This window comes from Pedobacter yonginensis, assembly GCF_003173595.1.
Classification (GTDB): Bacteria; Bacteroidota; Bacteroidia; order Sphingobacteriales; family Sphingobacteriaceae; genus Pedobacter; species Pedobacter yonginense.
This window is the reverse complement of record NZ_QGNZ01000002.1, coordinates 287,248-309,260: the sequence shown is the minus strand read 5'-3', so window position 1 is coordinate 309,260 and position 22,013 is coordinate 287,248. Positions and strand designations below refer to the sequence as shown.

18 protein-coding genes and 4 tRNA genes are annotated in these 22,013 nt (G+C 38.6%); 14 read left to right on the top strand and 8 right to left on the bottom strand.

What is annotated here, in order from left to right; genetic code table 11:
- Positions 1–96: 96 nt before the first annotated feature.
- From DHW03_RS08095 to DHW03_RS08070, 6 genes are all read left to right on the top strand, one after another.
- Entirely contained in the window at positions 97–306 is a 210-nt protein-coding gene (locus DHW03_RS08095; RefSeq protein WP_109925251.1) for a hypothetical protein, read from the top strand.
- A 34-nt stretch (positions 307–340) separates the two neighbouring features.
- Positions 341–535: a hypothetical protein gene (locus tag DHW03_RS08090; protein ID WP_133248512.1), complete on the top strand. Its 195-nt coding sequence runs from the start codon at positions 341–343 to the stop codon at positions 533–535.
- Between the two features lie 520 nt (positions 536–1,055).
- Complete coding sequence (locus DHW03_RS08085; protein WP_205940979.1) at positions 1,056–4,328, top strand: SusC/RagA family TonB-linked outer membrane protein; 3,273 nt, start codon at positions 1,056–1,058, stop codon at positions 4,326–4,328.
- 10 nt (positions 4,329–4,338) lie between these two features.
- Positions 4,339–5,868 (top strand): RagB/SusD family nutrient uptake outer membrane protein, encoded by a 1,530-nt coding sequence (locus DHW03_RS08080; RefSeq protein ID WP_109925987.1) that lies wholly within the window; start codon positions 4,339–4,341, stop codon positions 5,866–5,868.
- 285 nt (positions 5,869–6,153) lie between these two features.
- Positions 6,154–6,363 carry a helix-turn-helix domain-containing protein gene (locus DHW03_RS08075; protein ID WP_109925249.1) on the top strand — a complete coding sequence of 70 codons (210 nt, stop codon included), beginning with the start codon at positions 6,154–6,156 and terminating at the stop codon, positions 6,361–6,363.
- Complete coding sequence (locus tag DHW03_RS08070; protein WP_109925248.1) at positions 6,363–6,566, top strand: HipA N-terminal domain-containing protein; 204 nt, start codon at positions 6,363–6,365, stop codon at positions 6,564–6,566. Before DHW03_RS08075 ends, DHW03_RS08070 begins: the two co-directional genes overlap by 1 nt.
- Before the next feature lie 112 nt (positions 6,567–6,678).
- Here DHW03_RS08070 and DHW03_RS08065 read toward each other — a convergent pair.
- From DHW03_RS08065 to DHW03_RS08050, 4 genes are all read right to left on the bottom strand, one after another.
- Positions 6,679–6,750 (bottom strand) — tRNA-Glu (locus DHW03_RS08065).
- Between the two features lie 71 nt (positions 6,751–6,821).
- Positions 6,822–6,897: transfer RNA gene (locus tag DHW03_RS08060), tRNA-Met, on the bottom strand.
- A gap of 193 nt (positions 6,898–7,090) precedes the next feature.
- Complete coding sequence (locus tag DHW03_RS19495; protein ID WP_133248511.1) at positions 7,091–8,290, bottom strand: sugar transferase; 1,200 nt, start codon at positions 8,288–8,290, stop codon at positions 7,091–7,093.
- A 4-nt stretch (positions 8,291–8,294) separates the two neighbouring features.
- Positions 8,295–8,699 carry a response regulator transcription factor gene (locus DHW03_RS08050; protein ID WP_109925247.1) on the bottom strand — a complete coding sequence of 135 codons (405 nt, stop codon included), beginning with the start codon at positions 8,697–8,699 and terminating at the stop codon, positions 8,295–8,297.
- A gap of 745 nt (positions 8,700–9,444) precedes the next feature.
- Between DHW03_RS08050 and DHW03_RS08045 the strand changes: the two genes are divergently transcribed.
- On the top strand, positions 9,445–12,876 hold the full coding sequence (locus DHW03_RS08045) for a PAS domain-containing hybrid sensor histidine kinase/response regulator (RefSeq protein WP_109925246.1): 3,432 nt from the start codon (positions 9,445–9,447) through the stop codon (positions 12,874–12,876).
- Positions 12,877–13,158: 282 nt separating this feature from the next.
- Here DHW03_RS08045 and DHW03_RS08040 read toward each other — a convergent pair whose 3' ends face one another.
- Both DHW03_RS08040 and DHW03_RS08035 read right to left on the bottom strand, forming a co-directional pair.
- Positions 13,159–13,476 carry an RNA recognition motif domain-containing protein gene (locus DHW03_RS08040; RefSeq protein WP_109925245.1) on the bottom strand — a complete coding sequence of 106 codons (318 nt, stop codon included), beginning with the start codon at positions 13,474–13,476 and terminating at the stop codon, positions 13,159–13,161.
- A 381-nt stretch (positions 13,477–13,857) separates the two neighbouring features.
- The gene (locus DHW03_RS08035; protein WP_109925244.1) at positions 13,858–14,754 is read right to left on the bottom strand and encodes a helix-turn-helix domain-containing protein; all 897 of its coding nucleotides are present in this window, start codon (positions 14,752–14,754) and stop codon (positions 13,858–13,860) included.
- Positions 14,755–14,938: 184 nt separating this feature from the next.
- Between DHW03_RS08035 and DHW03_RS08030 the strand changes: the two genes are divergently transcribed.
- From DHW03_RS08030 to DHW03_RS08005, 6 genes are read left to right on the top strand one after another with little or no spacing between them, the layout of a single operon-like run.
- A complete protein-coding gene (locus DHW03_RS08030) occupies positions 14,939–15,340 on the top strand; it encodes a nuclear transport factor 2 family protein (RefSeq protein WP_109925243.1) in 402 nt (133 codons plus the stop codon).
- A complete protein-coding gene (locus DHW03_RS08025) occupies positions 15,322–16,305 on the top strand; it encodes an aldo/keto reductase (protein ID WP_109925242.1) in 984 nt (327 codons plus the stop codon). The genes DHW03_RS08030 and DHW03_RS08025 overlap by 19 nt, the downstream gene beginning before the upstream one ends.
- A gap of 8 nt (positions 16,306–16,313) precedes the next feature.
- Positions 16,314–16,883 (top strand): NAD(P)H-binding protein, encoded by a 570-nt coding sequence (locus DHW03_RS08020; protein ID WP_109925241.1) that lies wholly within the window; start codon positions 16,314–16,316, stop codon positions 16,881–16,883.
- Between the two features lie 34 nt (positions 16,884–16,917).
- Entirely contained in the window at positions 16,918–18,051 is a 1,134-nt protein-coding gene (locus tag DHW03_RS08015; protein ID WP_109925240.1) for an NAD(P)-dependent alcohol dehydrogenase, read from the top strand.
- Positions 18,051–19,328 carry a (R)-mandelonitrile lyase gene (locus DHW03_RS08010; protein WP_109925239.1) on the top strand — a complete coding sequence of 426 codons (1,278 nt, stop codon included), beginning with the start codon at positions 18,051–18,053 and terminating at the stop codon, positions 19,326–19,328. The genes DHW03_RS08015 and DHW03_RS08010 overlap by 1 nt, the downstream gene beginning before the upstream one ends.
- A 4-nt stretch (positions 19,329–19,332) precedes the next feature.
- Positions 19,333–20,388: an NAD(P)-dependent alcohol dehydrogenase gene (locus DHW03_RS08005; RefSeq protein WP_109925985.1), complete on the top strand. Its 1,056-nt coding sequence runs from the start codon at positions 19,333–19,335 to the stop codon at positions 20,386–20,388.
- A gap of 366 nt (positions 20,389–20,754) precedes the next feature.
- On the opposite strand, the gene DHW03_RS08000 is transcribed toward DHW03_RS08005, so the two are convergent.
- Together DHW03_RS08000 and DHW03_RS07995 are read right to left on the bottom strand one after the other, a co-directional pair.
- Positions 20,755–20,826 (bottom strand) — tRNA-Glu (locus DHW03_RS08000).
- 78 nt (positions 20,827–20,904) lie between these two features.
- Positions 20,905–20,980 (bottom strand) — tRNA-Met (locus DHW03_RS07995).
- 115 nt (positions 20,981–21,095) lie between these two features.
- On the opposite strand from DHW03_RS07995, the gene era reads away from it, so the two are divergent.
- Positions 21,096–21,992 (top strand): GTPase Era, encoded by an 897-nt coding sequence (era, locus tag DHW03_RS07990; protein ID WP_109925238.1) that lies wholly within the window; start codon positions 21,096–21,098, stop codon positions 21,990–21,992.
- Positions 21,993–22,013 lie beyond the last annotated feature (21 nt).

The window sequence follows — 22,013 nt, the reverse complement described above, 5'->3', positions numbered from 1 at the left end:
ACTTTATAAAATTGTGGATAAAAATATGATTAATCATACAGGTTTCACTAGGCTTTGTTAATTTTTGGTATTAAATTTGGCTATTCATCTGTACCTATGAAAAAAGTACTTCTAACCCTATTTGTCTTCGTGATCTGTTTTTCTAGTTGTAAGAAAAAGTTTTGTGGCGTAATTACGGCCATAAGCACAGAAACTTCGCCTGTTGATGGTCAGCCATTGTACAAGCTATACTTAGAAAGCGGAGAGGTTGTGCCAACAAAAGTTAAGGGCAATCATCAAGTGGGGGAAGCGTATTGTAATGATTAGAGTTTTAACATTAATTTTTTTAAAAAATACCAATATGTTACTCAAATTAAGTCCATCAAAATTCAGAGAATTGTTAAATGTTTTCGATATCAACAAGCAATCGAATCGCTTAACGCTATTTACTCAGCTTAACTCAGTGCCCAAAGGCATTGGTGCCATTTATGTAGAAAAATCAGACTTTGAAATTGCATTTGAAGCTTATCTACAAGAACTCGATAAAACCGCATAATTAAGTCATTATCCTTCTACACTTTCTAAATTCCTGTTCAGGTTTTTAGAAAGCCAATCGTGTTAAATGAGATGAGCCGCTAAATTTTAGCAAGTTTCAGCTCATCTTATACCACAATTCCTATTGTATAATCCAAATTACAATATTTTATTTCCATAGAAGTCGCACGGTTTTCATTCAGAAGGCCCAATCAATAGTATTTTCGCATCCACTTCTTTTTTGCCTTCGCAGAAATGGGAAAGGCCAGCTTATGCAGTTAAACCAACAGACTAAATATCTTAAAACAGTCTATTGTTTTCTTAACCTATGCTGTTGTAACCCCAACTTTTAAGCCCATCAAAAATTTTTTATAGAGTTAACGCTAAAGATACATAGTGTTAAAAGTACACATCTACATTTGGGCAATTCAAAAATACCCAAACAACAGTATAACATTTAATTAGAGCCTATGTAGATCCGAACGATACATGCCTTTTAAAAACAGTACAATCACATTTAAAACATTACTAAAAACAAAAAGATGACATCAATTTTAACCGCAGGTATGAAAAGTACATGCAGGAAATTGCTATTGCCCTTAGGATTAATTGCAATTTGTAATACCACAATAATGGCCATGAAACCTAAACCAGTTAAGCATCTGGTAAGTAACAATAAGGCTGTAGTTACCGTAAATGGTACCGTTTCAGATCAAAACGGGCAGCCATTGCCAGGCGTAAATGTTTACGAGAAGAAAACCAAAAAGGCAACCGTAACCGATGGTAATGGTAAATTTTCAATATCAGTTGAAGATGGGGCTGTCTTGATATTCTCGTTTATCGGTTTCGACAGTCAGGAAGTTTCGGTAAACGGGCGCCAAACACTCAACATAGTTTTAAAAGAAAACAGCAATACCTTAAATGAGGTGGTTGCAATCGGGTATCAAAAAATCAGAAAATCTGATGTAACGGGCGCAATTAGTAGTGTTAAAGCAAGCGAACTGAATTTAACCTCACCAACAGTTGGGCAGGCCTTGGTGGGTAAGGTAGCAGGAGTGCAGGTTTCGCAAACCAGTGGTGCTCCTTATTCGGGTACAAAAATTAGAGTTAGAGGGGTTGGGTCAATTAACGCCAGTTCAGATCCTTTATACGTTATTGATGGTTATCCGGCAGGAAATAATGTGGCCATCAATCCCGAAGATATTGAAACCATCGACATTTTGAAAGATGCAGCCTCAGCAGCAATTTATGGTTCCAGAGCATCGGGAGGCGTAGTTTTAATCACCACAAAAAGAGGAAAAGATGGTCAAGGTCGTTTTGAATATGATGTTCAAGGCGGAGTTTCGCAATTGGCAAAAAAGATTAAACTTTTAGATGCAAATCAATTTATTCAATTGTTAATTGATGGACGCAATAACGCCTATAAAGATTTATGGGTAAATGCAGGTAAAACATGGAACGATTCTATGTTTGGAGATAACAATGCTACCCGTATCACAAATGTTGGTAACGGATCTAGTGTAAGCATTCCAACCGATCTTTATAACTTCAGTACCCAAACGGCTATTCCTGCTGCCTACAATACCGATTGGCAAGATGAGTTGTATCGCAATGCCGCTTTTCAACGCCATAATCTTTCCTTTTCAGGAGGTAATAAAGACATCAAATATTTCTTAAGCGGTGGTTTTCAGGATAATGATGGGATAGTAAGCAATACCAATCAAAAGGTTATCAATTTTAGAGCAAACGTAGATGGTAATGTAAGTGAGCGATTGCATGTTGGCGCAAACGTATCTTATACCCAAAATACCAATAGAGAAGTGCAGGAAGGACGTTATAATTTGAGTCCGATGATGTCTGCATTACTTTATCTACCCTATCTTCCAGCTCGCGATGCAAATGGCAACCCCATTCAATTTGGAATGGGCGCTATTGCTTCCGCTTTTGGGGTTCAAAATCCAGAGAATCCTTTGGCAACGGTAGAACAACTAAAAATCACCAGAAAAGGCAATAGAAGTTCGTATAATGCAAACGCCACCTACAAAATTATCGATGGTTTATCATTTAAGGCAAATTTAGGTACCCAAACGTACAATGAAAAATACGATTATTATTTACCAACCAGCTTAAGTAACGGTAATAATCCACCGTATTCTACTGCCTCAATAACGGCCGCAAATGCAATCGCTCAAACCTTAAGTCAGGTAGATCAGTTGGCTGAATTTACCTTAAACTACAACAAAACGTTTGGCAAACACAGCCTTGATGTTTTAGGAGGTTATTCGGCACAAAAAACAACCAGCGACCAGATTCGGGTTTCGGCCACGGGTTTCCAGAATGATTACATTGGAGAAATTACAGATAAAGGGGCAGATGCTGGGTTTTTTACTTTAGATAACTCCAGAACAGGTAAATCTGTAAATACCTTGCTTTCTTATTTTGGTCGTTTCAGTTACAATTATGCAGGTAAATATTTCTTAACCGGATCTTTCCGTAGAGATGGTTCATCAAGATTTGGCCCATTAAATAAGTATGGGAACTTCCCATCAGTTGCTGCGGGATGGAATTTATCTGACGAAGATTTTTACAACAATTTCTTGGGCGAGCAATCAAAAGTTAAAATCAGAGCCAGTTGGGGTTTAAGTGGAAACAACAACATCCCAAATTATAGAACGGCTCAAGAACTGAGTTCGCCAGGTGGTGTTGTAATTGGTAATGCAATTGCCACAGCCATTTGGCCTAATGCTATACAAGATCAAGGACTTGGATGGGAATCAACATCGCAATATAATTTCGGAACAGACATTACTTTGTTTAAAAACCGGGTTTCCATTATCGCCAACTATTATTTAAGTTATTCTTACAACTTATTATTCAATCAGCCCATTTCTGCGGTATCGGGTACCTCATCCATTTTAACCAATCTGGCTGATAGTAAAGTTCGGAACAAAGGTTTTGATTTACAGGTAGATGGTAGAATTATCCAGAATGAAAACTTCACTTTTGGCCTAAGCGGAAATATTGCCGTAAACCGAAACAAAGTATTAAACATGGGTGGAGCAAGTACCATCTTCACCGCTGGTGCAGAACGCTCTTACATTACCCACATTACACAAGAAGGGCAATCGATTGGTATGTTTTATGGATTTAAGGTGTTGGGAAGAGTTACTCCAGATAATTTAGGAAAAGTAGCCCCTTCAGCGGCGTCAACCAATCCGTTAAAAGTTGGCGATTTATATTTCCAAGATACCGATGGAAATGGAATTGTTAACGATGCAGATAAAACCGTAATCGGCACACCATACGCTAAATTTACGTATGGATTTGCATTAAATACCTCTTATAAAACATTCGATTTACGAGCTTCATTTAATGGCTCTTACGGTAACCAAGTATTGGATGGGCAGGATTACTATTTGTATAACATGGAAGGATCGGGCAATCAATATGCCGATGTGGCAAATCGTTACCGCAATGAAGCGAATCCAGGATCTGGTTTGGTTTATCGGGCATCAAGAGCGGGTACGCAGAGTAACAGTACGCGTTTATCAAGCTTCTACATTCAAGATGGTTCTTATTTCAGATGTACCAACATTACATTAGGATACAGTTTTCCTAAATCGTTAGCCAATACATTGAAGGTGAGTAACATCCGTCTTTATGCAAGCGTTGACAATGCCTTTACTATCACCGATTATAAAGGCTATAATCCAGAGGTAGATTACAGCGCTGGCAATAACCTTGCGCCAGGCGTAGATTATGGAAACTATCCATTGGCCAGAGCTTACAACGTTGGTGTTAAACTTACTTTTTAGAATTACGGAAATGAAAAAAAATATTTATAAAATAGCAGTCTTAAGCCTTGTTTTAAGCTTGGGCGCTTGTAAAAAGGATTTTTTGAATCAAAACAATCCAAATGCAATTGCGGTAGAAAATTATTTCAAAACAGAGAACGATGTTTTATTAGCCGTTAATGGTGCGTATCAATCGCTTAGAAGTTCGAACACCGTGGGAGAGAACAGTGGCTTGTTTAGCGATGAACGTTCTGATGATGCCGGACGAAATGACAATCAAAGTAATGCCGGCGAGCCTTTTCAGTTTAACGATTTCTCACTACTACCCAGCAATTCATATTTAAAGAGCCACTGGTTAGCCTTGTATCAATCCATCACCAGAAGCAATGTAATTTTAGCGAATATTGATCAAGTAACTTTCGCCAATGCGGCTAATAAAGCCAACTATAGTGCCGAGGCTAAATTCATCAGGGCTATCATGTATTTCGAACTGGTTCGGAAATGGGGGCCGGTTCCATTGGTAACCAAACCATTAAGCACACCGGGAGAAGTAACAGAAAACACTTTTCGCGTACCAGAGGCAGATGTATATAATTTAATTGTAGCTGATTTGAAAGATGGATTAAACAGTTCATTGCCAAACTTTCAACCCGTTTCTGGAAGTGGGCGAGCATCAAAAGCGGCTATAAATGCATATTTAGGGAAAGTTTACCTTACTATGGCGGCAACTTTGCCAAATAATAAGGCCGAAAACCTAACTAATGCCAATACCTATTTGTTGGCTGCTTATAACTTACGCACTTTCGGCGCATTGACCGAAATTCCATATGCCGATGTGTTTGACGTATCTAAAAAAACCACCAATAAAGAAGCGCTTTTTGTAATCTCAAATAAACAAGGCGATATCAGCTATAGCTCAAGCATCGCCGCTAACAATCAGGCAAAAGGCGAAACCATAAATTCTTTGAAAGTATCGACAGGAATTGGGGGTAATGTGAAGCTCGATTTGGTAAACGAATATGAAACAGCCGATTTAAGAAAAGATTATTCCATTAAATATGCTAACGACCCAATTGTTAAGGATTGGTTTATTACCAAGTTTCGCGATGCAAGTTCTGCGGCAACCAATAATGGTTATGGTGGCAACGACTGGATTTTGATGCGTTATGCAGATGTAATTTTAATGCTTGCAGAAGTGAACATGTTGCAAGGCAATGATGCAGTAGCCATCCAATATTTAGATATGGTGAGAGCAAGAGCAGGAATGCCGCTGTATGCCGTAGCAAAGTTAAACGCAACCTACGCCGCTAACTTTCCAACTTTAAAACTTGCTATTTTGCATGAGCGACGTGTTGAATTGGCCTTTGAACACCATAGGTGGTTCGATTTGATTAGGAACTTTACGGCAGCCGAGTTGGTAACTTATCTCAAATCCAAACCACAAGCTTCTTACGGCATCGCGAAATTATCAAACGTTACTTTAAAAGATCGTTTTTATCCGATTCCTTTTGATGAAGTTAAATTAGATCCAGCTAAAATGTATCAGAACCCTGGATATTAAGAAGAAAGATCCTTTCAGTAAGGGCTGTATCATTACTCAATTTGACCTTTCATCGGCCAAATAATAGTTTACAGCGAACATCGTTTAGGATTAACGAAGGCAATTTTCACTTACGAGAATTGCCTTCTTTTTTATTTTCATAGCCAAAATCGGTATTATAATTCTTAAATGACCTAAAAATAAGACCATAAACAAAATATTACCGAAATAAGAATTATAATTCGCTTTTGTTGTAAATTTCCATAGATAACGTTAGATTTGATCAAAATAAGTATTATAATACTGATGGATCTTATAGAAATTGGACGGATTGTCAATGAAAGGCGTTTGATGCTGCGGTTGCGGCAGGAAGATTTGTCGGAAATGAGCGAAGTGAATATGAAAACCATTCAACAAATAGAGTCAGGAAAAGGAAATCCCTCATTGCTAACCTTGAGTAAGCTTTTTGAAATTTTGGGTCTTGATATTCGCGTAGTAGTAAAACAGACTGAATAATGCAGAGGGGAGCGGTTTATTGTAATGGGCGTTTAGCTGGATATATCGAAAAAGAGGATGGCTATCGCTTTGTTTACGAGCAGGAGTACTTTGATGATCCGCTAACGCATGCGATTAGTATTACATTGCCCAAAACACAAAAAGAGTTTAAAAGCGAACAGCTCTTTCTTTTTGGTCGGGCCTTTAACGGAGGGCATAAATAAGAATATCCAGTTCAAATAGCCCTTTGTACCTATAAATCACAAATGAGTGCGAAAAAAAAACGCCGTAAATGATGATTTACAGCGTTTTCGTATTTTTGGGTTAAAATCCCAGTAGCCCGCAGGGGAATCGAACCCCTATTTCCAGAATGAAAATCTGGCGTCCTAACCGGTAGACGAGCGGGCCAAGTCAATCTTTGTAATGTGATTTGAACTTAACATTGTTTCCAGTATTAAATTTACCACCATCAATTGATTTGGTAGCGGGGACACGACTCGAACGTGCGACCTTCGGGTTATGAGCCCGACGAGCTACCAACTGCTCCACCCCGCACTCTATGTTAAACTTTTCGTCTCCGCAAATCAACTCTTTCGAATTTTCATGCTTTAAGCGGCAGTTTACGCCGTTTTTCCTTTAAATCTTATCGTTTGAAGGAGTGCAAAGGTACTATTATTTGTTTATTAAACAAACTATTAATTGTATATTATTAGATATTTATTTCAAAAATAATTTATCGAATTAAATGCTAAACACTTTCCTTTTGAAGCAAAGCCGGAATGGTTTTTAAAATCAGCTTAATGTCGTTCGAAAAACTTTGATTTTTAGCATAAGTATTGTCTAGCATCAGTCTTTCATCTTCACTCATATCGCCTTTACCACGTTTTTCTACCTGCCATAAGCCCGTAATTCCGGCGGGTGCCGCAAAGCGAAGCACATATTTATCGGTAGTTAACTTTTCAGCTTCATAAAGCGGCAACGGACGGTTGCCTACAATACTCATATCACCAATAATTACGTTCCAAAGCTGCGGAAGCTCATCAATACTCGTATTTCTGATAAAATTACCCACCTTAGTAATACGAGGATCGTTCTTAATTTTAAAGAATGCAGCCCCTGCATTAGCGTTTTTATTGCTAATAAAATCTTTCTCACACCATTGAATGTTATCGGCATATAGCGGGTATTGGCATTTGCCTTCAGCTGCACATTTTGAGCATAGAGTGTGGTTACTTATTTCTTCAACGGTATCAACGCCCGCATCAATATCATATTGGTTAAGGTGTTTTAAATCTTTAATTCTTTGGTCGGCGTTCACAAACATCGATCTGAATTTGTAAAATCTAAAAACCCTAAATCCCGTTCCAGCCCGTAAAGAATAATAAAATACAGGTCCTTTTGATTCTAGCTTAATTAAGATGTAGATGATTACAAAAAGTGGGGCAAGTACAATTAGTGCCATACCGGCAAAAAACACATCAAAAACCCGCTTTGCGAAACCAATATTTTTAATTGGAGGCACATCCGATTTGATGTTGCCTTTAAGGTTATCCCAATTGTCGATTAAAAAATTGATGCGTTTTTCTACACGCTTCATTTTCAGGGGAAGCCTAAATACATCAGATATACCTGCGGATAGCGCAAGTACCCGAAGATTAGGATTGAAATAATTTACAACCAGAAAAAATGGAACTACTGGGTGTTCTTTTTTATTAAGGGTTTCTATAAGCGATAAGCCAGCAGGGGCCATGATTTCGCTGTAAGAGATTATAGCCGCAATATTAAGCCCTTCATCATTCCATGATGTAGCCATTTTCATTCCATTATCGAAACGAACTAATATTCTATCCCCGAAATTGCATTGTTCAAATACCTCAGCAGAAGTATCGTCAAATCCTATAAGTGCAATTATCGGTTTTTTAGTTTCAGCATTAATTTCTTCAACCATATAATTAAGCACTCATTTTGCCCATACGCCTTAAAACCACTCGTATTCTCGCTTCCAGCTCTGCCGGATTAAATGGTTTAACCACAAAATCATCAGCCCCAGCATCTAAGCATTTTATCCTTTTATCAGAACTTTCTTCGCCCGATAATATGATGATAGGAACAGAATTGAAAAAATCACTAACCTTAACCTGTTGGATAAGCTCTAAGCCGCTTAATTTTGGAGTATTCAAATCGGCGATAACCAAATCAGGGATGTTTCCGTTTTGCATATAGGCTAAAGCATCCATTCCATTAGATCTGATTTCGATCAGGTATGAAGTGCTTAATATCTCTTCGAGTATGGCCTGCATAAACACATCGTCTTCAACAATAAGGATGTTAATTGTACGGGTACTGGATAAATTCATTTTAATAGGGTGATTTAAACTCTTGCTCTTAATACGTAAAAACAACTCAGAGCGATTTATAAAGGTAATATTCTCAAATGCCCGAATGTTACTTTTATGATTACTATTTTATTAATAAATTATCTATTCTTGTTTATTTGCATCAAATTAAATCTTGATTCTCAATCGGATAGAAAATTTTAATGGGGTTTCTGCTTGTAATTTTAGAATCTAGATTGATTTACACGTCTCAGTAATTTTTTTTTACCAAAACCCATTTTCGAGTGTCTGTTCAAATAATTGCATTACATTTCTTTGGTTGGAGAAACATTTAACATGCAAATTCATTCCTTTGAACAGCTTTTTTATGATTAAATAGGTGATGATTAGTGCAATTATAAAAAAAAAAGCTGACCTAATTACAAATTGATTTTAGAATAATTCACAATTCTTTTCCGTTTTTATGTAAATGATAGCTCTACTGGCTCAAATCACTTACTTCATTAAAAATCATTTGATGGTGTTGATGATTAAGTTTACACAGTTGTATGTAAAAAATTGTTAAAAACGTAGTTCCTTACATTTTTAAATTTTAAACTTCTATCTTTAATCATTATTCTTTGAGATGAAATATCTTTGAAAGGAAGACCAAAATCGGCTATTTTGACTGTTTTGAGAATTGGTCTACTTAACAATATAGATCATCGACTAAAATTAATCGCTCCTCAGAATTTAGGTTCTGAAAATTAAATTATCCCTTAAAAAAATGAGTACATCCCAATTTTCGTTCAGCAAAAAACAACTCAACCGATTGTTTCCGTTGTACATTCTTATTGATCAAAATTTAATTATTGAAGATTGTGGCGTTGAAATAGAGAAGATTTGTGAAAAATGCGTCGCAAGTTCATTTTCAGAACACTTTGTTTTAGATAAGGCAACTGATGATGTTCTGAGCTTTGATTTTCTTAAATCTCTCAATAGCCAATCTTTAAACCTCAGAGTAAAACACAGCAGCGGATATACCATCAACGGTAATATTGAATATTTGGAAGGGAGTGATCAGATTCTTTTTACTGGAACATCTTACGATATGGCGGCATCAGAAAATGCTCCCGTTGCCACCAGAAGTAAGGAAGATCAATTAAGAACCCTTTCTAGAATTGCAGAAATCAATATCAATACCATCATCATCACCGATAAAGAGGATAGAATAACCTGGGTAAACAAAAGCTTTACCGAGATGACGGGTTATACTTTTGAAGAAGCACTCGGCCAGAAACCTGAGGATTTGCTTAATGGTGAAAAAACAGATCGAGAAACGCTAAAGTATTTAAACACCCAGATAACAAAAGGGGAGGCGTTTAATGCAGATATTTACAACTACTCTAAATCTGGGAAACCCTATTGGGCTCGTATAAAAGGGCAACCCATTCATAATCAATCTGGTGAGCTTACTGGCTTTTTTGCACTGATAGAAGATTTTACTAAAGAAAAAGAAGCCCAAGAGCTTTTAAAAGAATCTGAAAACCGCTTTAGGTTGGCTTTAGAAAAAATAGGTAATGTGTGGGAACACGATTTCAGGACTGGAAAAACCCTGTTTTCTAAAACCAATAATGAGTTTTGGGGCTATTCTGACGAAGAAATGGAGGCCAACGAGATTGTTTGGTGGGATAAAGTGCATAAGGAAGATTTTCACCTGCTTTTTCAAAATTTTAAAAAATATAAACGTGGCTTAATAGATTCACACAACGAAGAATACCGCATCATTCAAAAAGATGGAGATGTAAAATGGGTATTGGATCGAGGTGTAGTGATCGAAAAAGATGATAACGGGAGGCCCCTTAGAATTGTGGGTACCCATACAGATATTACACCGATTAAAAAAACAGAGCTCGAACTGGAGCAGCACGTAAGGCAATTTAGATCGCTTTCGGAGAATATTCCAGGGGTAATTTACGAATACGAATATAGAGAAGATGGCACAGATGGGTTACGATATATAAGTCCAGCGGTTGAGCGTGTATTTGGCATCTCTGCAAAAGAATTTTGGGAAGGTAAATATATTTCCCCTATAGATCAGGCTCGGATAGATCGCAAACAGCAACACAGCCGAAATACATTAGAGCCCTTTTACGATGAGTCGGAAATTACAATTCCGGGTTTAGATACCAGATGGTATGCCGTGCACTCGGCTTACTCATACACCAGCCAGGATAATGCCAAGGTATTTACAGGCTTTATGGCCGATATAACTGAGCGGAAGACAGTGGAGGAATCGTTACGGGTGAACGAAGAAAAGTACCGAAGTATTTTAGCCAATATGAAACTGGGTATGGTTGAGGTAGATAACGATGGATACATTACCTACGCCAACAACAGTTTTTGCCACATGTGTGGTTATACCATTCCCGAGTTAATTGGGAAAAAGGCCAGCGAAATGTTTTTATCACCAGAGCAGGACTACCTGGAACAGGATAAAATAAAACAGCGCCAAGAAGGCGTTGCAGATGCCTACGAAGTAGAAACCAAAAACAAAAATGGCGAAAAGAAATGGTGGTTGGTAAGTGGTGCACCCCGCTATAATGATAAATCAGAACTCGTAGGTTCTATCGGCATTCACCTCGATATTACTGACCAAAAGCTACAAGAAATAGAACTAATTGCAGCACGAAATGAGGCTGAGCATTTGGCGGCCACAAAGGAAACATTTTTGGCAAATATGAGCCACGAAATGCGTACTCCGATGAATGCAATAATGAGTATGACCAACCAATTGGCCAAAACTGAATTGGGTACCGAGCAAGAATTTTATCTCGAAACGATACAAAAAGCCTCAAAAAGTCTGTTGGTTATCATCAATGATGTGTTGGATCTTTCAAAAATTGATGCGGGTAAACTGAGTTTAGAAAACATCGGCTTTAATTTGATAGATGTGCTTCAAAACTCGATGCAGGTAATTACACACAAGGGCGAACAAAAGGGCTTAGATTTAAATAATTACTATTTCGATGGTAAAATTGCACCGGTATTAATTGGCGATCCATACCGCATCAATCAGGTGTTGCTCAATTTAATGACCAATGCCGTTAAGTTCACCGAAAAGGGATCTGTTGATTTAAGTTGCAAAGTAATTACCGATAGGCTCCACTCTCAAGTGATCGAGGTTTCTGTAAAGGATACCGGTATTGGGATGGAAGAATCCTTTGTTGCACACTTGTTTGATAAGTTTAGTCAGGAGTACGAATCGGTAAGCCGTAAATATGGGGGTACAGGCTTAGGGATGAGCATTTGTAAAAACCTAATTAAACAAATGGGTGGTGAGATTTTTGTAGATAGCGTTAAAAACGTAGGAACCACCATTTCATTTATTTTGGAACTACCAAAGGGTGTTGCCGAAGATATGCCAGAGAAAGTGGTAACCGAATTCAGCGAGGAATTTCTACAGGGTAGAAAAGTTTTAATTACCGATGACAACGATTTAAATCGCCTAGTTGCCTCTATTTTACTTTTAGATTTTGGTGCAACGGTAATGGTAGCAGAAAATGGTTTAATGGCGCTGGATATGATTGCTAATGATCAGTTTGATGTGGTTTTAATGGATATTCAAATGCCAATTATGAATGGTTACGAAACCACCAGGCGTTTGCGCGAAATGGGTAATCAAATTCCGATTATTGCCCTTACAGCATCGGCCATAAAAGGCGAAAGGGAGAAGTGCATTGCTGCGGGGATGAACGATTACATTACCAAACCAATTGACGAGGAAACGTTCTTAAAAACAATAGATAAGTGGATTAATAAAGATGAGGATACTCAACTAGAAGAAGGAGTTAAAATGGAAGAACCTTTATATAATTTATCCTCTCTGCGTGTAATCAGTAAGGGGAGAGAAGATTTTGTGAAAAAAATGGTCGATATGTTCTGTGAGCAAATGCCACCAATGGTAAATGAGCTTAAAGAAGCCTACCAAAACCACAACTTGCAGCAAATGGGCTCAGTTGCCCACAAATTAAAATCGAGTATAGATCATTTAAATATGACCACCATACAACGCGTAATTCGAGATATAGAAGGTTTCGGAAGCGAGCAAATTAATGATCCATCTTTAGAAGGCGCCATCAAAAATGTAGATGAAACCGTAAATACAGTGATTTCTATGCTTAAAATTGAATTTCCTTCGGAAGCCGCTGAGGCTTAAGCATTTGCCCTAATTTAGTGTATTGGTAAAACGAAAAGGTTTTCCAATACACCTTTTGTATCTTTCGGGAGCAAAAACCGAAACGAGTATTTGGTTTATGGGAACAGCGCACCGCAGTATTTCGGAATGTTGATTGATAATTTAACTAAGTTGACCTAGCTTCGGGATTACAATAATAGCTTTTAAAACGAAATAGAAACTGAAATAAATTCAGGGTGTGCTTTAGTATCTTGGGGCTTAAATAAACCTCAATTGAGTTAACGGTTGCATTTTAAATGGTTTTTAACTTTTAGAAACCCTTGGTCGTTTCTTTTTAAAGGTGTCGTTGTTTTTAGCTATTGGTTTAGTGACTACAGGTGTATCTGGGTTGATTTTAATGGTAACTACGTTGCCCTTAAAAGTTTCTCCATTAAGCATAGAAATGATGTTTTTCGCGTCTGCCAGATCTGGAATTTCTAGAAATGCGTAACCTTTGCATTTACCTGTGGCTCGGTCTCTTACCACTTTTATTGTATCCACGCGACCATGCAAACTCACAAATATCGCCAAATCCATTTCCTGAATGTTCTCAGCAAGTCCTCCAATAAAAAGTTTAGGCATAAATAATAATTTTCGGATATCTTTAAGTCCCTTTTCGGTGAGTTTAATCAGTAATCCGTTAAGAGCATTACAAAATAAAACAATTACAAGCTGAAAGTGAAATTAAATAATACGTTTTAAACAAAAAAATATGCAAATCGTTTGATTTTTAGTGTATTTAACTTTTTCTGAGCTGAAAGGTTAAGTTATATGTGGTTTCTGTGCGAAATATCACTAAGAAAATGTGTTTTGGTAGTATAGAAGAAATTTTAAATAGATAAAACAAAAAAACCTACAGATTATTGATCTATAGGTTTTAACTTTCTGTTCAGGAATGGGATTTGTTCGGACTCTTTAATGGAATTTTGGGTATGGGGAGGTTCGTTTTAAGTAGCTGTATTACTAATTCAAGCTACGATATTCATTGGGAGAATACCCAACATGTTGCTTAAACGACCGGCTGAAATGCTGGGGATATTTAAATCCTAATTCGTACGCAATCTCACTAACGGACTTGCTAGTGTCAAACATTTTCTCTTTGGCAATATCCATCAGTTTTAATTGGATGTATTCCTGTGCAGATTTTCCGGTTTCTTTCTTGATGAGATCGCCAAAATAATTTGCCGATAAGTTGAGTTGATTTGCACAATACGCAACAGACGGGAGGCCGATTTCCCTGGGCTTTTCTGAGCTAAAATAGCCATTAAGTAGTTCTTCAAACTTTTGAAGGACGCCCTTGTTTGCATTTTCACGGGTAATGAACTGGCGATCATAAAAGCGAACGCAGTAATTGAGCAGGAGCTCGATATTACTTACAATCAATGTGCGGCTATGCTTATCAATGGAACGGCCCAATTCCTGTCTGATCTTCTCATAGCAATCATAAATTAATTTTCTTTCGCTTTCAGAAAGATGGAGTGCTTCATGCACTTGATAAGAAAAAAAGTTATAATCAGCGATGTGTCGGCCAAGTGATGTTCCCTTGATTAGGTCCTGGTGAAAAACAAGCGCAGAGCCTTTTGGCTGGTACATCTCACCACTATTTTCTACGCCAATTATTTGTCCAGGCCCCACAAAGACCAAGGTGCCCTCCTCGTAGTCGTAATAATTACAGCCGTAATGAAGATCGCCGCATTTTATTTCCTTTAGAAAAACAGCATAAAAACCATAATTAGACTTGCGGTTCTCTCTTTTGTCAGCCTTAGATAGGTCAACGATATTTACCAGTGGGTGCAGGGTTTCATTGTTATTCATAGCGCTGAATTGTCCTACATTGTCGATTTTGAGCAATTTTTCCATTTCATTTCCATTTATCTACCTCAAATATACAAACGCAGATAGTGTTTATGTCCTTGAAAAATCTAAATCAGTGATAATGGTATAACATGCAGTAATCTGTATAACAATTTGTTTATGGGCTATGTCCAACTTTGTATTATCGATAACATTGAGCATATCAAACAGAAACTAGCTTTCTCAATAAATGAATAAAACAATCAATTTAAAAGAGCAAATCTTGGAGCTATCCCTTGAAAAGTTTAGACGGAAAACTTTTGGGCAAATTGATAGGGTCGCTGACCTGTTTGATGATGGACTAGAATTCACCCACCTTACCGGACGCATGACCAGCAAGTCCGAATGGATTTTGCAACTCAGGGCAAAGACATTCATTTACAACAAAGTTAAACCACAAGAACATCGTGTTGAAGTGTATGGCGATATGCCAGTATCGGTAGGAAAAGCCTGGTTTACAGTAAACGATGGGCGCATCTATAAGCTCATTTATACAGAAGTTTATACCATAAAAATGGGGGAGTGGAAGCTGGTGCCCCTATATACTAGATCATACATTAAAAACGAAAGAAAATGGAAAGAAGGAAATTAGGAAATGGCGGACTGGAAGTTTCCGCATTGGGTTTAGGCTGCATGGGGTTAACATTTGGTTACGGACCGGCAACCGGTGAAAAAGAAGCTATTGAACTGATTAGAAATGCCTATGAACTTGGCATTACATTTTTCGATACCGCAGAAGCCTATAGCCAAGGAGGCAACGAACTACTTTTGGGGAAAGCCGTGCAACCGTTCAGAGATAAAGTCGTTATTGCAACGAAATTTGGGTTTACCGAGGGTGATTCGAGCAAAGGACAAGATAGTCGCCCTGAAAGAATAAGGCAGGTTGCAGAAAATTCCTTAAGGTTTTTAAATACAGATTATATCGACCTTTTTTATCAACATCGTGTTGATTTGAATGTGCCAATAGAAGATGTTGCAGGAACAATTCAAGACCTAATAAAAGAGGGCAAGATCAGACATTGGGGGCTTTCGGAAGCTGGTGTTGAAACTATTCGTAAAGCTCATGCGGTGGAACCAGTTGCGGCACTGCAAAGCGAATACTCCCTGTTTTTTCGCGAAGTTGAAAAGGAAATTCTTCCAACGCTTGAAGAACTGGGAATTGGTCTTGTGCCATTCAGTCCATTAGGCAAGGGCTTCCTAACTGGGGCAATTAACGAAGAAACAAAGTTCGACCCAACAGATTTCAGGAATATCGTTCCCCGTTTCACGGAGGAAAACAGAAAGGCAAATCAGGTATTGGTTGAGCTGTTGAAAGCTATAGCAAAAGAAAAAGAAGCGACCCCAGCACAGCTTGCACTTGCTTGGCTACTGGCCCAAAAACCGTTTATTGCCCCAATTCCAGGAACTACGAAACTGCACCGTTTAAGGGAAAATATCGGTGGAGCAACTATTTCACTTTCTCCAAGTGAGCTAGCGGAGATTGAAAAATCATTACTTCAGATTGAAATTGTTGGTGCTAGATATCCGGAGCATTTGATGAACAGAGTAGGTAAATAAATAAAAATATGAAAAATGTATTGATTGTAGGTGCCACAGGAAGTCTAGCGAAATTTGTAGTAGATGCCCTACAAAAACTGGATGATATACATCTAACCCTTTTGGCAAGAAACATAAGCAATATAACGAAAGAAACCACCAGCGCTAAGATAGTGCAAGGAGATGTAATGGATTATACCAATCTGAAAGATGCAGTTGAAGGACAGGATATTGTGTATGTAAACCTTGCAGGTAACTTAGAGGCCATGACAAAGAACATTGTAAAGGCAATGAATGAAGCCAAAGCAAAGCGAATAATTGCTATAAGTTCCATTGGTATTTATGAAACACCGTTGAAATCAGTTCTGGTTCCTTACAGGAAATTGGCAGATGTAATTGAAGCATCTGGATTAGATTTTACGATACTAAGGCCAGATTGGTTTACCAATAGCAATGAAGTGAACTATACATTGACAGAAAAGGGCACTCCCGAAAAAGGTTCGGCTATATCCAGAAAAAGCATTGCTGCATTTGTGGCAACCCTTGTTCAAAATCCAGAACTGCATAAAAATGAAAACCTGGGCATCAGTAAGCCCTAATCACAAATTAATAATTACATAAAAAAGCAAAATTATGAAACGGACACTCAATTTGATTACACTACTTACGCTCTCCCTTTTTACTGCGGCATCTGCACAACAAAAAACCCTTCCAGCAAAAGGCCTTGCCGTAGTTGCGATCGGTGGAAAATTTAAGCCTTTTGAATTCCAGCGGCATGCAGTTGGCGATAACGATATCCAGATCGATATACTTTATGCCAGTATTTGCCACAGCGACATCCACCATGTAAAAGGCGATTGGGGAAAGGAAGAATTTCCGATGGTTCCCGGACATGAAATCGCAGGGAAGGTAGTTGCCATAGGTAAAAATGTTACCAAGTTCAAGGTTGGCGACCTTGCAGGGGTTGGCTGCATGGTAAACTCTTGTGGTCAATGTGAATACTGCAAGGCAGGGTTAGAACAGTATTGCAAAGATGTGGTGCTCACCTATCATGACAAAGACCAGTTCCATAACAATGAAACCACTCAAGGCGGCTATTCGAACAACATTACGCTGACCGAAGGCTTTGCCATTAAAATCCCAGCAACTGCCGACCTTAAAAAGGTAGCACCACTTTTATGTGCGGGCATTACCACTTATTCGCCAATCCGTTATGCAGGCGTGAAAAAGGGCGACAAGGTAGGTGTTGCAGGGTTTGGCGGGTTAGGCCACATGGCCGTCCAATATGCGGTAAAACTAGGAGCAGAGGTTACTGTTTTTGATATTACAGAAGATAAAAGGAAAGATGCGAAGCGAATGGGAGCTATTCGCTATGTAAACGTAAATGATTCTGCCCAGTTAAAAGGACTAGATAATTCATTGAATTTCGTGCTCAGCACCATTCCTGCAAGCTACGAACCGAACACCTACCTCAAGATGCTGAAGATTGATGGGCAGATGGGGATTGTTGGACTTCCACCTTATGCAGTAATGCCTAACATTCCTATTGATAAACTGATCTGGCAAGGCAACCGAAAGGTATTTGGTTCACAAATTGGAGGTATTAAAGAAACACAAGAGATGTTGGATTATTCGGCCGCCAACAATATCTATCCGGAAGTAGAAATCATTCCGGCAACAGCAACAGCTGTAGAAAATGCCTATAAAAATGTGTTGGATGGAAAAGTAAAGTTTCGTTACGTGATTGATATGAAAACATTGAAATAATGAAAGTACTTAAACAAATGAAGCCCGCGCTGTTGCTGGTTGCATCCCTTTTATTAGATGCAACCACAGCTGATGCGCAGGTTGAACAGAAAAGAATTAATAAGATGAATTCATTTATCGATAAGGGTGTAGCTGCGCCAGCACAGAATTTTACCGGAACGGTTTGGGTGAACATGAACGTAAAGCCTGATGAAGGTTATGATGTAAATATCGGGACGGTAACGTTTGAGCCCAAAGCAAGGACCAACTGGCATACCCATGCTAGCGGACAAATTCTATTTGTAATCGAAGGAACGGGGTATTACCAGGAAAAAGGAAAATCAATCCAACTCATACAAAAAGGAGATGTAGTGAAAATTCCAAAAAATGCTGTACACTGGCATGGCGCATCACATGGCAGTTTGATGCGGCACATCGCCCTTGTTCCGGATTATGAAAAGGACAAGACCGAATGGTTAAATCCGGTTAGTGATGAAGATTATAACCGTTACCAAGCATCAGCCATTAAGGGTTCATCGAAGTTGGGAATAACCGAAACTGCCCATAAAAATCACGAAGAGCTTTGGCCTAACTATGTTTCTAAAGCAGCGCAGACCGATCCTGAGTTGATCCAGGTGTTTGACAATTTTGCATTCGACCAGGTAATTGCCCACGATAAAATGGAAACAAAAATACGTGTGCTGATAATCATGGCCTCTACAATCGGTAGTCAAGCGCTAACCGAATATAAAATGTTTGTTGAAGCGGCATTGAATGTGGGCGTTACACCTGTTGAGATTAAGGAGGTGCTCTATCAGTCTGTGCCATATGTAGGCATCTCAAAGGTGATCGATTTTATCGGTGCAACGAATGAAATATTTGTTGCGAAAAATATTGAATTACCATTGGAAAGCCAGGCTACCACCTCTCCCGCAACTCGTATGGAGAAGGGAATGGCCAAACAAAAGGAAATCGTAGGCAACCGTGTAAACGAGATGTATAAAAGCTCACCAAAGGATTTATTGCACATTCAGGAATATCTGTCTGCAAACTGTTTCGGAGACTACATAACAAGGAATGGTCTAGATGTGAAAACAAGGGAAATGGTTACACTATCTTTTCTTATTGCCTTGGGCGGAACAGAAAGCCAGATCAAAGGTCATATCAGCGGCAATATTAAAGTAGGAAATAATAGGCAAACACTAATTAATCTGATGACTCAGCTATTGCCTTATGTTGGCTATCCACGTACCCTGAATGCTATCAATTGTTTAAATGAAATTTTACCAGCAAAATAAGAATATGGAAATCAAGCAAATAAAAGCATATGGTACTGCACCAGCCGAACAGCCATTGGCAGAGATGAATATCAATCGTAGAGTCGTTAAGCCAAACGATGTTGAAATGGAAATCCTTTTCTGCGGGATCTGTCACTCAGACCTTCACCAGATCAAAAACGACTTTGGTGGAACGATGTTCCCTATTGTTCCAGGACATGAGATTTTGGGTAGGATTACAGCAGTTGGCGATCACGTAAAGGATTTCAAGGTTGGTGATCTTGCGGGTATAGGTTGTATTGTGTACAGCTGCGGGCATTGTGAATATTGCGAAGATGGCATCGAGCAGTTCTGTGACGATGGGGTAACCTTTTCTTTCAATAGCTTAGATCACGATCTGGGTGGTACAACATTCGGAGGTTTCTCCAAAGCGTATGTATGCAACGAGAAGTATGTTTTGCGTATGCCCTCTTTTGAAAATTTGGCAGCTGCGGCACCACTGCTTTGTGCGGGCATTACGGTATATTCTCCATTAAAGCATTGGCAAGCGGGCCTTGGTAAGAAGGTTGGTGTGCTTGGCATTGGGGGACTGGGTCATTTGGCCATCAAGATTGCAAAGGCAATGGGTGCTGAGGTGGTGGTGTTCACCACATCTTCCGAAAAGGTAGCTGATGCTAAACGTTTAGGTGCCGACGAGGCAGTGCTTTCGGCCGATAGCGAGCAAATGGCTAAATATAATCGCAAACTTCATTTCATTCTTGATACCGTTTCTGCAAAGCACGATGTTAATACTTATCTCAATCTTTTAAGGCATGATGGAAGCGTGGTATTGGTGGGCCTTCCACCAGAACCACTCGAAATAGGGGCATTTAATGTAGTGATGGGAAGAAGGAGCTTTGCGGGCTCAAACATCGGTGGCATTGCCGAAACACAAGAGATGCTCGACTTCTGCTTTAAGCATAACATTACTGCTGAAAGTGAAATCATCAACATTCAAGAAGTGAATACAGCTTTTGGACGTCTGGCAAAGGGCGATGTAAAATATCGCTTTGTAATCGACATGGCATCGCTAGAAAATTAAGATTTTTGGAATTGAAAAAACGTACAGGAAAACGCATCCTAAAACCACAACAAATCAACGAGGAATAAAACTCGTTATTACAATCTAACGGCTAACCTTATTGTAGAAATTATGCTTTGCAAAAGGATAAATCAGTGTTCCAAAATGTTGTAGAAATAGAAATGAAGCCTAAGTAATCGGTTATCAATTCTTTTTCGAACACTCTCGTTCTTTTATAGAATTAGGGTTGAACTCTAAAAAGTAGGTTAATTAATTCATTTCTATTATTTTGAAGACCATTCAGAAATTCGACCTATTTATAAAATAACATCTAAACGCAAAAAACCTGCAAATTAAATATTTGCAGGTTCTTTTATAAATTTTCTGTAGCCCGTAGGGGAATCGAACCCCTGTTTCCAGAATGAAAATCTGGCGTCCTCACCCCTAGACGAACGGGCCATTAAATTTTAGAGTTAAGATTCTAGAACTTCAATTTTTTCAAATCTGGTTCACAAAATCTATCTTCATCAATCTACTTGGTAGCGGGGACACGACTCGAACGTGCGACCTTCGGGTTATGAGCCCGACGAGCTACCAACTGCTCCACCCCGCACTCTATATCAACTCGTTTTTTCGCTTGAATTAAATCCTTAACTCTGTTTCCGAATTGGAATGCAAAGATATAATTCGTTTCTTTGTACTGCAAATTTTTTTTAAAAAATATTTTAATGGCGCATAAAGCAGGTTTTGTTAGTATAATAGGTAAACCAAATGTAGGTAAATCAACCCTCATGAATGTGCTTGTAGGCGAGCGACTTAGCATTATAACTCCTAAGGCTCAAACCACAAGACACCGTATTTTGGGCATCGTAAATGAAGAAGATTATCAGATCGTTTTTTCTGATACTCCGGGCATAATCAAGCCAAAATACAGCTTACAGGAGAGTATGATGAGTTTTGTTAACGGATCTTTAACCGATGCCGACGTACTTTTATTTGTAACGGACATTAATGAAGAGCATGACGAAGAGGATGTTTTGGAGAAAATTTTAAACCGAGATATTCCCACCATTGTACTCATCAATAAGATAGATAAAGCCCTACAAGAACAGGTTGATGAAAAGATTGCCTATTGGCAAGAAAAGCTAAAACCAGTTTCCATCCACGCCATTTCTGCACTGCATAATCACAATTTAGATGGAATTATGGATTTGGTGCTCGATTTATTGCCAGAACATCCAGCTTACTACGATAAAGAAGATTATACCGATCGCTCTGAGCGCTTCTTCGTTTCGGAGATTATTCGCGAAAAAATCTTCTTAAATTATCAGAAAGAAATCCCTTACAGCACCGAGGTAATTGTTAAAAGTTTTAAAGAAGAACAACTTAAACATGGCAAAGGCGATATGATTCGCATCAGTGCTGAAATTGTGGTAGAACGCGATTCGCAAAAAAACATTTTAATTGGCACAGGTGGTAGTATGCTTAAGAAAGTAGGCACCGAAGCCCGTACCGAGATCGAGAAATTTTTGGATAAAAAAGTGTTTCTTGAGTTATTCGTAAAGGTGATTCCGGATTGGAGAAGCAAAAAGAACTACCTAAAGAGCTTTGGTTACGATAATTAAGCGTACCTTTGCAGCCCGAAA

Coding starts and splice junctions, on each gene's coding strand:
- DHW03_RS08095 (WP_109925251.1), top strand. CDS start 97: ATGAAAAAAGTACTTCTAACCCTATTTGTCTTCGTGATCTGTTTTTCT.
- DHW03_RS08090 (WP_133248512.1), top strand. CDS start 341: ATGTTACTCAAATTAAGTCCATCAAAATTCAGAGAATTGTTAAATGTT.
- DHW03_RS08085 (WP_205940979.1), top strand. CDS start 1,056: ATGACATCAATTTTAACCGCAGGTATGAAAAGTACATGCAGGAAATTG.
- DHW03_RS08080 (WP_109925987.1), top strand. CDS start 4,339: ATGAAAAAAAATATTTATAAAATAGCAGTCTTAAGCCTTGTTTTAAGC.
- DHW03_RS08075 (WP_109925249.1), top strand. CDS start 6,154: ATGGATCTTATAGAAATTGGACGGATTGTCAATGAAAGGCGTTTGATG.
- DHW03_RS08070 (WP_109925248.1), top strand. CDS start 6,363: ATGCAGAGGGGAGCGGTTTATTGTAATGGGCGTTTAGCTGGATATATC.
- DHW03_RS19495 (WP_133248511.1), bottom strand. CDS start 8,290: ATGGTTGAAGAAATTAATGCTGAAACTAAAAAACCGATAATTGCACTT.
- DHW03_RS08050 (WP_109925247.1), bottom strand. CDS start 8,699: ATGAATTTATCCAGTACCCGTACAATTAACATCCTTATTGTTGAAGAC.
- DHW03_RS08045 (WP_109925246.1), top strand. CDS start 9,445: ATGAGTACATCCCAATTTTCGTTCAGCAAAAAACAACTCAACCGATTG.
- DHW03_RS08040 (WP_109925245.1), bottom strand. CDS start 13,476: ATGCCTAAACTTTTTATTGGAGGACTTGCTGAGAACATTCAGGAAATG.
- DHW03_RS08035 (WP_109925244.1), bottom strand. CDS start 14,754: ATGGAAAAATTGCTCAAAATCGACAATGTAGGACAATTCAGCGCTATG.
- DHW03_RS08030 (WP_109925243.1), top strand. CDS start 14,939: ATGAATAAAACAATCAATTTAAAAGAGCAAATCTTGGAGCTATCCCTT.
- DHW03_RS08025 (WP_109925242.1), top strand. CDS start 15,322: ATGGAAAGAAGGAAATTAGGAAATGGCGGACTGGAAGTTTCCGCATTG.
- DHW03_RS08020 (WP_109925241.1), top strand. CDS start 16,314: ATGAAAAATGTATTGATTGTAGGTGCCACAGGAAGTCTAGCGAAATTT.
- DHW03_RS08015 (WP_109925240.1), top strand. CDS start 16,918: ATGAAACGGACACTCAATTTGATTACACTACTTACGCTCTCCCTTTTT.
- DHW03_RS08010 (WP_109925239.1), top strand. CDS start 18,051: ATGAAAGTACTTAAACAAATGAAGCCCGCGCTGTTGCTGGTTGCATCC.
- DHW03_RS08005 (WP_109925985.1), top strand. CDS start 19,333: ATGGAAATCAAGCAAATAAAAGCATATGGTACTGCACCAGCCGAACAG.
- era (WP_109925238.1), top strand. CDS start 21,096: ATGGCGCATAAAGCAGGTTTTGTTAGTATAATAGGTAAACCAAATGTA.